The 11,915-nt window shown below is 49.2% G+C and carries 11 protein-coding genes and 2 riboswitches; of the genes, 9 read left to right on the top strand and 2 right to left on the bottom strand.

Annotation, left to right across the window (positions count from 1 at the left end; genetic code table 11):
• Positions 1 to 3 precede the first annotated feature (3 nt).
• From pstB to sdaAA, 4 genes are all read left to right on the top strand, one after another.
• Positions 4 to 759, top strand: coding sequence for a phosphate ABC transporter ATP-binding protein PstB (gene pstB / locus MHB85_RS02425; RefSeq protein ID WP_036616781.1), 756 nt, complete (start codon positions 4 to 6; stop codon positions 757 to 759).
• A 224-nt stretch (positions 760 to 983) separates the two neighbouring features.
• Positions 984 to 1,976, top strand: coding sequence for a phosphotransferase enzyme family protein (locus MHB85_RS02430; RefSeq protein WP_341072320.1), 993 nt, complete (start codon positions 984 to 986; stop codon positions 1,974 to 1,976).
• Positions 1,977 to 2,324: 348 nt separating this feature from the next.
• Positions 2,325 to 2,447, top strand: a riboswitch (glycine riboswitch).
• A gap of 4 nt (positions 2,448 to 2,451) precedes the next feature.
• A riboswitch (glycine riboswitch) is annotated at positions 2,452 to 2,587 on the top strand.
• Between the two features lie 112 nt (positions 2,588 to 2,699).
• On the top strand, positions 2,700 to 3,389 hold the full coding sequence (sdaAB, locus tag MHB85_RS02435) for an L-serine ammonia-lyase, iron-sulfur-dependent subunit beta (RefSeq protein ID WP_091018476.1): 690 nt from the start codon (positions 2,700 to 2,702) through the stop codon (positions 3,387 to 3,389).
• Positions 3,379 to 4,356 carry an L-serine ammonia-lyase, iron-sulfur-dependent, subunit alpha gene (gene sdaAA / locus MHB85_RS02440; protein ID WP_091018477.1) on the top strand — a complete coding sequence of 326 codons (978 nt, stop codon included), beginning with the start codon at positions 3,379 to 3,381 and terminating at the stop codon, positions 4,354 to 4,356. Before sdaAB ends, sdaAA begins: the two co-directional genes overlap by 11 nt.
• A 170-nt stretch (positions 4,357 to 4,526) precedes the next feature.
• Here the strand turns inward: sdaAA and MHB85_RS02445 are convergent, their stop codons facing one another.
• Complete coding sequence (locus MHB85_RS02445) at positions 4,527 to 6,287, bottom strand: alpha-glycosidase (RefSeq protein WP_341072322.1); 1,761 nt, start codon at positions 6,285 to 6,287, stop codon at positions 4,527 to 4,529.
• A 228-nt stretch (positions 6,288 to 6,515) separates the two neighbouring features.
• On the opposite strand from MHB85_RS02445, the gene MHB85_RS02450 reads away from it, so the two are divergent.
• The 5 genes from MHB85_RS02450 (at position 6,516) to MHB85_RS02470 (ending at position 11,211) form a co-directional block, all read left to right on the top strand.
• Positions 6,516 to 7,199: a response regulator transcription factor gene (locus MHB85_RS02450; protein ID WP_105601503.1), complete on the top strand. Its 684-nt coding sequence runs from the start codon at positions 6,516 to 6,518 to the stop codon at positions 7,197 to 7,199.
• A gap of 26 nt (positions 7,200 to 7,225) precedes the next feature.
• On the top strand, positions 7,226 to 8,767 hold the full coding sequence (locus MHB85_RS02455; protein ID WP_341072324.1) for a HAMP domain-containing sensor histidine kinase: 1,542 nt from the start codon (positions 7,226 to 7,228) through the stop codon (positions 8,765 to 8,767).
• Between the two features lie 80 nt (positions 8,768 to 8,847).
• A complete protein-coding gene (locus tag MHB85_RS02460; protein ID WP_105601499.1) occupies positions 8,848 to 9,762 on the top strand; it encodes an ABC transporter ATP-binding protein in 915 nt (304 codons plus the stop codon).
• A complete protein-coding gene (locus MHB85_RS02465) occupies positions 9,759 to 10,475 on the top strand; it encodes an ABC transporter permease (RefSeq protein WP_210110014.1) in 717 nt (238 codons plus the stop codon). Before MHB85_RS02460 ends, MHB85_RS02465 begins: the two co-directional genes overlap by 4 nt.
• A gap of 1 nt (position 10,476) precedes the next feature.
• Complete coding sequence (locus MHB85_RS02470; RefSeq protein WP_091018485.1) at positions 10,477 to 11,211, top strand: ABC transporter permease; 735 nt, start codon at positions 10,477 to 10,479, stop codon at positions 11,209 to 11,211.
• 96 nt (positions 11,212 to 11,307) lie between these two features.
• On the opposite strand, the gene MHB85_RS02475 is transcribed toward MHB85_RS02470, so the two are convergent.
• Positions 11,308 to 11,868: an acyltransferase gene (locus MHB85_RS02475; protein WP_101314919.1), complete on the bottom strand. Its 561-nt coding sequence runs from the start codon at positions 11,866 to 11,868 to the stop codon at positions 11,308 to 11,310.
• Positions 11,869 to 11,915 lie beyond the last annotated feature (47 nt).

Raw genomic sequence — 11,915 nt, forward strand, 5'->3', positions numbered from 1 at the left:
AACATGGCCATACCTTTTGGTACGGAACAGTTAAGCATATATTATGGACATTTCCAGGCGGTCAAACAGATTAGCCTGACGTTTCCTGAAGCAAGCGTAACGGCTCTTATCGGGCCGTCTGGCTGCGGTAAATCCACGTTCCTCCGGTCGCTGAACCGGATGAACGACGAGATTGCCGGTTCCCGTACAGAGGGACATATCTGGATGGACGGTAACGATCTGAATGAGCCTGGAACCGATGTAATCAAGCTTCGCCAGAAGATTGGCATGGTGTGGCAGAAGCCGAACCCTTTTCATAAGTCCATCTACAACAATATCGCGTTTGGCCCCCGCTACCGCGGTACGAAGAGTAAGAAGGCACTGGATGAAATTGTGGAAAAAAGCTTGCGCCGTGCTGCGCTCTGGGACGAAGTGAAAGACAGACTGCATGAGTCAGCTCTGTCTCTCTCTGGCGGACAACAGCAGCGCCTATGTATCGCTCGCGCTTTGTCTGTTGAACCACAGATTCTGCTGCTCGATGAGCCGGCATCTGCACTTGACCCGGTATCTACGGGTAAAGTTGAAGAGTTGATTACCGAACTCAAGAAGGAGCTGCGGATTGTTATTGTTACCCATAACATGCAGCAGGCGGCACGCATCTCGGATTACACAGCTTATTTCTATCTGGGAAGCATGATTGAGCATGGGGATACAGAGCATATTTTCACGAACCCGGACAATCGTCTGACGCAAGAATACATTATGGGTCGTTTTGGTTAATTGGATCATGGAGTGTCACATAGAGCAATAGACAGAGAAATTGAGAAATAAATAGAGACAAAAGAAAGCACAATGCCTGGACGGTTGTTCGGGGGTTGTGCTTTTTTAATTTATAATTTTATTAGAATTTTCTGTATGTGACATAAACATTATGCTACGATATTTAGTAATAAGAGAGCGTTTACATTACTTTGAAGGAGATGTTGATAATCACTACGGATCAGATGTCTTACGACCATATGGCAGCTCAGATTATACAGAACTACACTATTGAGAAACCTGTCGTTTCCTATATTCGTCACAACGAGAATCTGACGTATCATGTCGTTGATGAAGCAAGCGGGCAGAAGTATCTGCTCCGTATCCATCAAGCCGCATATGCAAGTATGACAGGCATTCAGCATACACCTCCTGCGCTGGAGGCAGAGATGAATCTGCTTCATGAGTTAAATGCAACGACAGCATTGCGCGTGCAACATCCAGTACGCAACGCATCCGGTGAATGGGTCACGGTATGGACAAGTGAGGCAGGGAAAGAGATCTGCTGTACAGTACTGGAGTGGATTGAGGGCAGGGACATCCAGCAGGGAGAACGTCTGACAACAGAGCAGATCTATGATCTTGGGGCACAACTGCAGATGCTTCATCAATATGGGCGTGAGCAGAATCAGACAGATCGAACAAAGGTGCGGCCGGCATATGGCAACATTCATGAGAACTTGGTCATGCTAGGGCAGCAAGAGGAAGGTGTCCGACTGGGGATTTTTACAACGGAAGACTTCGATCTGCTTCGTGAGACGTTTGAGAACATTAATGAGCAGCTAGAAACATACCCGCAGCACGCGGAGACATGGGGAATCATTCATGGGGATATTACTCGCAACAATCTGCTGATCACGGATCAGGGGATGTCCATGATTGATTTTTGTCTACACGGTTATGGTTATTATCTTTTCGATGCCGGAGGGGCAGCGCTTATGTTCAATCGGGAGGAACGTGACATATTCTTATCAGGTTATACCAAACAGATCGCACCACTGACGGATCGTGATATCCGATTAATGGAAGGGTTCATGTTGATCTTTACACTTGGTTATTATGCTTTTCAGATGGGGAACGAGTCTAGGCACGAGTGGATGAAAGATCGCATGCCGAAGTTATGCAGCAAGTATTGCAGACCTTATGTACAGAACGAGAGTATCTTCTACGAACTGTGAATTAGGGTGTGCAGATCAGGATAGGCCACGAACAGTGTGGTTCAAATATTATGGTTGCCTGAATACCCGAACAGTTTCGTGGACAATATCATAAATAGTAGTAAGCGCTTTATGAATTGAAGGAAAATGAAATAAGCTGTTTAAAAGTTCTCTTTATCGAATTAATGTAATGAAAGCTGACAAAATATTCTGGTTTTCATCGGTTCAATCGAAAATGAGGGAAATACATCCAAAGAAATCGTTAAGTTTGTTGACACTGATCTTCCGGTCGATTAATCTTAATGAAGAAGAAATGAACGATTTCCATTACTGTTCTGACATACGCTCAGAATGGTTCCATACAGCGGATGATAACGAGCGGGAGAGACCTGAGTTAGCCGAGCAATGGCTAGTCTTCAGGCACCGAAGGAGCAAGCTGCTGCGCACCCGGCGCAGCGGTTAATCTCTCAGGTAAATGTACCATCGTTGGACGCAACTCTGGAGAGTGCGCGAACTGCGCCACCCAAGGGGTATATGATCAGTCAGCCTGGTGACCTTGTCTGCAATTGCAGGGCATGCACCTTGTCGTGAGACACTGCTGATCGTGAAACTCTCAGGTATCGAGGACAGAGAGAGGGCCTGTGGCCTTCTTCTGTCCTTTTTTGATGTCATCATTCAGTAATAAAGGAACATTATGGCATGGGATCTGGATGAAAATGACGAATACAATTGGAGGGTTATAAGGTGCGATTTAAAGATGTTTTCTCAATTATTGGTCCGTCGATGACGGGGCCTTCAAGTTCACATACAGCTGGAGCGGCAAGGTTAGGGAGAATTGCTCGACAGTGGCTAGGATGTACGCCAGATCGTGCCCGGTTGACACTATACGGTTCATTTGCTGACACGTATCAGGGGCACGGAACAGATCTGGCACTGATCGGCGGTTTGCTGGATTATGTCACAGACGATCCGCGTATTCCGGATGCAGAGCAATACGCAGAGGAAGCGGGCATGGAGGTTGAGTTTTATACAAGTGGCCTGCCTGCTCCTCATCCGAATACGGTCAAAATTGAGTTGTGGCATGAAGAACGTGCCTGCTCCTTGATTGGTGCATCTATTGGTGGTGGAAGCGTATCGGTGCATTCGATGAATGATTTTCGTGTTCAGATTAGTGGTGAGTTTCCGACACTCGTTCTGCGACATGCGGACAAAGCAGGAGTGCTTGCCTCGGTAACGTCCACGATCAGTTCATCCGGGGTTAACATCGGGTATATGCAGGTGGACCGCAAAGCCCGTGATGGCGAAGCGCTGACCGCGATGGAAATGGATGGTGTGCCTAATCCTGATATGCTCAAGCGCCTGAAGGAGCTGGATCATGTACTGGATATTCGTGTCATCGATTTGAAGAGAGGAGTTGATTCGGATGCGATTTAAACATTTACACGAACTGAATACGATCTGTACAGCGGAATCCAAAACGATTGCTCAGCTGATGATCGAGGAGCAAGTTCAGGAGACCAATACACCGGAAGCGGATGTTGTGAAACAGATGTCTGAATATTATCAGGTGATGAAGGAAGCGGTACGTAAAGGGTTAACGGAAGATACAACATCACGCAGTGGATTAACGGGTGGAGACGGTAAAAGAATGGCCGAGTACATTCGCAAGGGTGAGACTTGCTCAGGAGATGCTTCCGCACTTGCCATGGCGTATGCCCTGTGTGTATCTGAAGTGAATGCCTCGATGGGGCGGATTGTGGCAACACCAACAGCCGGTTCCTGCGGCATTATCCCTGGTGTTTTTATTAGCTCACAGGAGCGATTTGGCTGGACGGACGAACATTTGGTGAACGGATTGTTCTGTGCGGGAGCGATTGGTTATGTTATTGCGAACAATTCATTTATCTCTGGTGCCGAGGGTGGCTGTCAGGCGGAAGTGGGTTCCGCGATTGGCATGGCTGCGGGTGCCATGGTTGAACTGCGTGGAGGTACACCGGAACAGGTCGTTCATGCGGTTGGCCTAGCATTAAAAAATACACTGGGCCTTATCTGCGATCCAGTTGCAGGCCTCGTTGAGATCCCGTGCATCGTCCGTAACGGACTGGGTGCAGTTACGGCGCTGGCTGCGGCTGACATGGCACTGGCCGGAGTGCGTAGTGCTATTCCGTCAGATGAAGTCATCGACGTTATGCTGGAAGTAGGCAGTGCGATGCCGAGCCGCCACCGGGAGACGGCCCAAGGCGGACTGGCCCAGACACCAACGGGCCGTAAAATGATGCAAAAGCTGGCTAAACCGAAGGCAAAGCGTGCAGAGCCTGAGCAGGAGTCGAAGCCAGCGGATTCTGACACAATTACAAGTGGTACGGATAATGCTCAAGTGCACACGGACCCTCAGGCTTAAGCTGAACGGGACCACTGAGATATAACCAGGGACATTATGATGTATAACGGCGAATACAAAACAAGCGTCCGCGAACCTGAATCCGGGTTCTGCAGGACGCTTGTTTATGCTGCCAGATGAAGCGAAGATAGGCTACTTAGATATGGCTCAGAAGTATGTGTATTATAACTCTAGTCCGGGCTCACAGCCGTACTCAGTACGGCATATCCATATGCGGGCAGTTCAATGGCGAGCACGCCATCTTCCTTGGCGGTACGATGGTTTCCACCGAATAGCTCGGTCCATTCCCCGTCACCGGCCTCCAGTTCGACAATAGCCGTCTCTTCGGATCGATTGAACAGAACCAGAATGCGTTCCTCCTCATTTTGCCGCTCAAATACCAGTTGGCTGCCATCGGTACGAGCCTGCAGGAAACGAACGGTGCCTTCTGCACGCAGGGCAGGATGAGCATGACGCAGGGAGATCAGTTTCTGATAAAAGTCGAACAGTTCTCGGTCCTGCTTCGCTTCATCCCATTCCATGCATTTACGGCAGCCCGGATCATGTTCGCCGTCCATGCCAATCTCGTCTCCGTAATAGATGCACGGCGCGCCCATGTAACTGAACTGGAATAATGCAGCCAGCTTCATCTTGCGCTGGTCTCCTTCACACAGCGTGAGCAGTCGCGGGGTATCGTGACTGTCCAGCAAGTTAAACGCCACTTCGCTGGCCTGAAGCGGATAACGGGATAATTGTCGACCGATGGAGTTCGCGAACTGTTCGGCGTGCATTGTATTTTTCACAAAGAAGGCATTTACGGCATCGGTAAACGGATAGTTCATGGACGCATCGAACTGGTCGCCTTGCAGCCAGGAGGAAGACTCGTTCCATACTTCGCCCAGAATGTAGGCATCCGGATTAGCGGCTTTGACCACACGGCGGAAATCACGCCAGAAGGCATCATCCACTTCGTCTGCAACATCCAGCCGCCATCCGTCCGCGCCCACTTCCTTGATCCAATACTCGGCAACCTTCAGCAGATAGTCCTTAACCTCGGCATTCTCTGTATTCAGCTTTGGCATGTGCGCTTCGAATCCGAAGGTCTCATACGTAGGAATGCCGTCCTTCACGTCCAGCGGGTATTCGTGTACATGGAACCAGTCCTTGTATTTGGATTGTTCTCCGTTCTTCTGTACATCCACAAACGGCGCATACGTCTTCCCGGAATGGTTGAACACAGCATCCAGCAATACGCGAATTCCACGTGCATGGCACAGCTCGACCAGTCGTTTCACGGTATCTGCGTCACCAAAGTGCCGATCTACCCGCAGGTAGTCTTCAGTATCGTATTTGTGATTGGTGGTAGCTTCAAAGATGGGGGTGAAGTAGATCGCATTAATGCCCAGATCACTGATGTAATCCAGATGGTCGATCACGCCCTGAAGGTCACCACCGAAGAAATTGAAGGGTGTCGGCTCGCCGCCCCACGGTTCCACCTTTTCCGGACTAATATCCGGGTTGCCGTTCGCGAATCGTTCAGGGAAAATCTGATAGAACACCGCATCCTTAACCCATGCAGGGGGTGTGAATACAGCTCCGGCATGAATATAAGGGAACTGGAACATACGACCCGGATCGTCCGGTTCTTCTTCCTGGAAGTCCGTCTCGGTCATCCAGATCTGTTCGTCTCCGTTTTTCAGCAAAAAAGAGTACTTCAGTCGGTGGTAGGGAGGTTTCACCTCGCCCTCGAAGTAATCGAACATCGAGTCAGAAGTGAACTTTGTTAAGGGGACCAGCGCTTTGGTTGCATCCCACGTATATTTGTCTCCGGTCAGGGCATGTACCTCAGTCAGATCATTCTTTTTGGCGCGCAGGCGCAGATGGATTGTATCTTGGTCATAGGCATAGGCCCAGTTTCGTTTCGGTTGATGATAGATGGCTTCCAGCAGCATAATGAATTTCCTCCCGTCAGGTGTAGGTATAATATGTACTTGGTAGATTTGATTGATATAACATTCCCCACGTTAATGGATAAGCTATAATTAGAATGTGTGGTAACGTAAAGGAATTCAATATGGTTTCAACAAGATATGAATCCATCTGTTATAGACAGCTTTTATTATGATGATGCTCAGATATATCATTAACCCAATGGGGGCAGAAAGGAAACGACTATTCGAATGAAAACCAAACTGTTATATATTGAAGATGATACGGAAATTGCGACTTGGGTCAGAGCCGATCTGGAGGAGCGCGGTTATGAGGTGGTATGGCTCGGCAGTGGTGAAGGTGCAGCGGAGGCTGCTGTCGGTTGCTCACTCATTATTCTGGATGTCATGCTGCCCGGGCTGGATGGATTTACGGTGGGCCAGCGACTGAAAAAAGAACATCCCGCGGTGCCCATTGTCATGCTCTCGGCCAGAACGTCCATTGACGACAAGTTGCATGGTCTCGATTTTGCCGATGACTATGTAACAAAACCATTTCACCCCGATGAACTGGCTGCCCGGATTGAGGTCCAACTGCGTAAGGCGGGAACTGCGGTCTCATCGGATACAGCTCTGAAGCTGGATCATCTCTCCATCTATGAGAAGGATAACCGCATCGTCAATGAGGAGACGGGGGATGAGATTGTTTTATCGGGAAAACAGTTCCACATCTTCGCCTACCTGCTACGACATATGGGCATGATTCGAACCAAAGAGCAGATCTATGAAGCCGTCTGGAACGAGCCCTATCTGGATGGAGACAAGACTTTGATGGTACATATTCGACATCTACGTGAGAAGCTGGAACTTGATCCGGCCAATCCGGTAATTATTCAGACAGTCCGCGGTGTGGGATATCGCGTGAAGAAGCCATGATCCGGCGGTTCCGAGAACGGAAGACGATGAAGTCAGAACGGAAGGGAGAACGAAGCGCGGGTCAAAAGCAGTCTGGGCGGCGCAAGCTACGCTTCGGGCGGTCCTTGATGTCCAGATATATCATCCTGATTCTAGCGGCAGTATTATTCGTGCCCGTCGTTCTTCCGATTATATCCATCCTATATGTTGTCGTAGTGAATAACACGAACACGAATCAAGCGGCACCCTATGGTGACGTTACTCGGATTAGTAACCTCTGGTCGCGTGAAGCAGAGAACCTGAATGGTGCTTCAGATGAGGAGGTTAAGGCCCGTTTGGAGCAATTACATGCATCGTATCCCAAGTCTTCCATGTATCGTGTGAATGCGAGCGGTGAGACCCTCTTCATTATCGGTGGTGAGGATGTAAACATTCAGAAATCCACATCCCCGGATGGCAGGACAGACACGACATTGAGATGGTCACTGGACACCGGGCAAACGGCAGAGACTCGAATTCCGGCCATATGGAATGTGAGCAACACGGTGCAATTCATGAAAGAAGCATCCTTTCGCGATCCGCTAACCGTAGTTACATACATCGGCGGAGGTGAAAAGGACAAGGGGCAGGGCTTCATGGTCATTGAAGTGCCGCGATCACTTCTGCAAATGAATCAGAGTAACTGGCCGATGGAACTCTTGTATCTTGGTATCGTAATGACCCTCATCTTTCTGATCTTCATCATTATGTCGATTCTCTTCTTCGCACGCATTCGCAAACGACTTATTCGTTTGCAGACGGCCATGATGACCACAGGCAAGGAAGGCCTCCCGCTTCCGGTAGATATCCGCCGGTCAGACGAGATCGGTCAACTGGAGGAATCCTTCAATCAGATGGTGCATCAACTGTCCGATAGCCGTCACCGTGAACGCGAGGAGGAACAATTGCGCAAGCGTCTCATTGCGGGGCTTTCTCACGATCTGCGTACCCCGCTAACGGTGATTCGTGGACATATGCATGCTTTGCACAAGGAAGAGCTGAGCGAGCAAGGTGACCGTTCATTACATCGCATGGAAGCAAAGATGGAGGACCTCGGCGGGCTCATTGACAACATGTTATCCTACAATTTGCTCACGAGTGGGAAATATACACTGAAGCTGGTAGAGAAAGATATACTGCGGATCGTCAGGGAAACGGCGGCCGCCTGGTACCCGGTCTGGGAGAAAGAGCAATTTGAGATTGATATTGACCTGCCAGAGGAACCATTAATCTGGCATATGGATGAACAAGGCATGCGCCGTATTCTCGATAATCTGTTCCAGAACGTAATTCGTCATGCTGCCAGCGGGAAATATATTGGCATATCAACCCAGGAGATTCAGGGTGAGACGGCCATCATTATTCAGGATCGGGGTCCGGGAATGCAACCGAATTCCGACACAAAAGGCACAGGTTTAGGCTTATCCATTGTAGACCTGTTGATTCGTGAGATGGGTCTGCGCAAGCGGGTAGACAGTTCCGAGACGGGTGTCCAGACATATATCTACAGTGGTAAGGGGAAACAGGGAAACAACAAACCGCTGAAATAGCTTTTTTAAACTAAACTTAAACTAGAGACTACTTTGGCTTTAACCTTGGAAGGTTACGATAGTTCCGAGGTGATCATACAGTGAGTGAAAATATTATTCAAACGGCTAATCTATGGAAAACATACCGGGACCGTGCAGCGGTCCGTGAACTTGATCTGCATATTAAAAAGGGAGATATCTATGGCTTCCTCGGTCCCAACGGTGCCGGCAAAACAACAACGATTCGCATGCTTCTCGGCTTGATTAAACCAACCAAAGGCGTGATCCGTCTCTTCGACAAGGATATCCGCAAGGATCGCATGGATATCTTGCGCCGTGTGGGTTCCTTGGTCGAATACCCGTCCTATTACGGACATCTGAACGCAGTAGAGAATCTGGAAACTTTGCGTCGCATCATCAATGTACCCAAATCAAGAATTGCTGAAGTGCTGTCCATTGTAGATCTGACCAAGGATGCCAAACGTTCGGTGAAGGGGTACTCCCTTGGGATGAAGCAACGTCTGGGTATTGCCAGCGCTTTGTTGGGTGAACCGGAGTTGCTGATTCTGGACGAACCAACGAATGGGCTCGATCCGGCTGGTATTCAGGAGATTCGGGAACTGATCAAACGTATGCCTCTGGAACATGGCATTACCGTTCTGGTTTCCAGCCACTTGCTGAGTGAAGTCGAACAGATGGCAAGTCGTGTTGGTATTATCCGTGAAGGCAAGATGGTGCTTCAGGATACCATCGCAAGTCTGCATAGTCAGACGGGTAGCTCTATCCGGTTAACGGTTTCCGAGCCGGAAGAGGCTATGAAGCTGGCGAGAGAACAGGGACAATTTGGTCAGCAACAAGGTTCTGCATTAACGTTCCCTTATATGGATAACAGTTCAGTGGCACTGCTTGTGCGCCGATTAATTGAGCAGGATCATGATGTGTATCGTGTAGAGGAACAGCGTCAGTCGCTGGAAGATCTGTTCATGCGTGTCATTGGCGAGGGGGCTTCCATATGACCGGGCGTGCATTATCGTCAGACTGGCTCAAGATTCGGGGGAAAGGGATCTGGTTTCTTATCTTTCTGGCCCCTCTTGGATTGACAGCGATGCAGGCGCTTAATTTTGGCTTACGGCTGGACTATCTGAAAGAGCAGTATGCAGATAACCTGTGGGGCGGATTGCTCGGCAATGTGGTTGTCTTTGTGCCCTTGTCTCTGATGCTGGGAGCAACCATTCTCAGCTCCATGATTGCTAATGTCGAGCATGAACAGGGATCGTGGAAACAGTTGCTTGCGATGCCCATTCCCAGACCAGCCGTGTATTTGGCCAAGTTCCTGCTTGCTTGTGTGCTGCTGGTGATCTCCTGCCTGCTGCTAACCGCAGGAATTGTTGGTCTGGGTCTGATCCTCGGATTCCATGCCAGTGAGATCCCTTGGACGCATGCCATTAAGCTGGGGCTGTTGCCTTTAGCTGGTGCGCTTCCCGTGTTGTCGTTGGAGTTATGGCTCACAATGGTGAATAAAAATCAGGCGCTTCCCGTCACTCTGGGAATTGTTCTCGCGATAACAGGCATGTTTGCGCTCAGTATCTCACCGTATTTTCCACTTGCTTGGGCACAGATGGCTTGGAATGGACCTAATCCATATCTGTATGCAGGCATGGGGGCAGGTCTGGGGCTCTTGATCCTGTTGTTGGGTATGGTGCATTTTAGCCGGAAGGATGTGGCCTGATATGAGCTTTGCGACAACGTATTTTCGAATTTTGTCTGCTGAGCGGTTGAAGATGGGCAAATCACCCATATGGCTCCTGATTCTGTTAAGTCCACTTATTGCACTGCTCATCGGACTGTTGTCCACTCCATCGGGGAATTGGCAGGTGCTGATGGGCACCATGGTCTTCTTACACGGATTACTCCTTTTGCCGATGCTGACTGGCGTGTTTACGTCCTTTGTCTGCCGTTTCGAACATGCGGGAGGAGGGTGGAAGCAGATGCTGGTTTTGCCGCTCACACGTTCAGGTGTATATGCTGGCAAACTGACGATTGTACTCATGCTTCTGGCGGGTACACAAGTGTTGTTGCTGATATCCATTTTGCTGGCAGGCATGATCCATGGCATTACGATGGAGATACCCTGGGGATTCCTGGTGGGCAAACTACTGCTTGGGTTGTTGGCCTGTGTACCCTTGGCTGCCCTGCAGATGTTCGTTTCATTGGTGTGGAGTAGCTTTGCCGCACCACTCGCACTGAATTTTGCACTGACCATACCGAATATTCTCATTGTAAACTCGGCGACGTATGGGCCGTATTATCCGTGGGCACAACCGATGATTCTGATGACACCCGTGGACGGCGCGGGTTTCGGAGCCTACAACGTGCCACTGATGACGATGCTGGCGGTCGTCGGAGGCAGTGCTGTTATTTTTATTGGAATCGGCATGATGTATTTTGCCAAAAAAGAAATCTGAATAATTAAATATATGCCTAGTTATCCTATGACCAAGATCCTCTTTTAAGCAAAACATGCAACGTTCTATTGTATGTGAGCTTGAGGGGATTTTTTTCTAATGTCTGACCCAACCATCATGAATGGTCAGTTCCCGAATGATTTTGGCCGGCGCTCCGGCTACAAGTGTATTCTCGGGTACATCTTTGGTCACCGTGCTTCCTGCTGCCACGACTGCATTTCTGCCAATAGTCACTCCCGGCAGAATGAGTGCACCTGTACCAATCCAGGCATTATCCTGAATCACAATCCGCTTGGCAGTCTGGCTCCCGTCATCCAGCGAGTCAATTCGGTGGTAGGCACTGTCGAATATGCTTGTTCGAGGACCAATCATGACGTTATTGCCGATGGTCACTTCAACGTTAGCGGCAATCCCCACACCTGCATTAATCATGACGTCATCACCAATGGTTAATCGTGCACCTTTGACCACAGTTAACTGGGTTCCCCAAGGTTTGCCTATGATGTTAAGTCGTTTTCCTACTTGCAAATCACCCAATTTATTCAGATAAACCTTACCCCTGATTCGTGGCAGTAGGCCCATTGAGGGCTGGATTTTACCAAAGATGGCTAAACCTCTTAGTTTACCGTAAGCAATTTTAACTCTGTTGGGCAGCATGATTCATCCGTCCTCTCCGTAGTCAAAAAACTTTTTTTAAAGATTAT

This window comes from Paenibacillus sp. FSL K6-4396, from assembly GCF_038002525.1.
GTDB classification, from domain to species: Bacteria; Bacillota; Bacilli; order Paenibacillales; family Paenibacillaceae; genus Paenibacillus; species Paenibacillus amylolyticus_B.

What these genes read in the sequence shown, in the direction of transcription:
- pstB (WP_036616781.1), top strand. Translation starts at nt 4, where the DNA reads ATGGCCATACCTTTTGGTACGGAACAGTTAAGCATATATTATGGACAT.
- MHB85_RS02430 (WP_341072320.1), top strand. Translation starts at nt 984, where the DNA reads ATGTCTTACGACCATATGGCAGCTCAGATTATACAGAACTACACTATT.
- sdaAA (WP_091018477.1), top strand. Translation starts at nt 3,379, where the DNA reads ATGCGATTTAAACATTTACACGAACTGAATACGATCTGTACAGCGGAA.
- MHB85_RS02445 (WP_341072322.1), bottom strand. Translation starts at nt 6,287, where the DNA reads ATGCTGCTGGAAGCCATCTATCATCAACCGAAACGAAACTGGGCCTAT.
- MHB85_RS02450 (WP_105601503.1), top strand. Translation starts at nt 6,516, where the DNA reads ATGAAAACCAAACTGTTATATATTGAAGATGATACGGAAATTGCGACT.
- MHB85_RS02455 (WP_341072324.1), top strand. Translation starts at nt 7,226, where the DNA reads ATGAAGTCAGAACGGAAGGGAGAACGAAGCGCGGGTCAAAAGCAGTCT.
- MHB85_RS02465 (WP_210110014.1), top strand. Translation starts at nt 9,759, where the DNA reads ATGACCGGGCGTGCATTATCGTCAGACTGGCTCAAGATTCGGGGGAAA.
- MHB85_RS02470 (WP_091018485.1), top strand. Translation starts at nt 10,477, where the DNA reads ATGAGCTTTGCGACAACGTATTTTCGAATTTTGTCTGCTGAGCGGTTG.
- MHB85_RS02475 (WP_101314919.1), bottom strand. Translation starts at nt 11,868, where the DNA reads ATGCTGCCCAACAGAGTTAAAATTGCTTACGGTAAACTAAGAGGTTTA.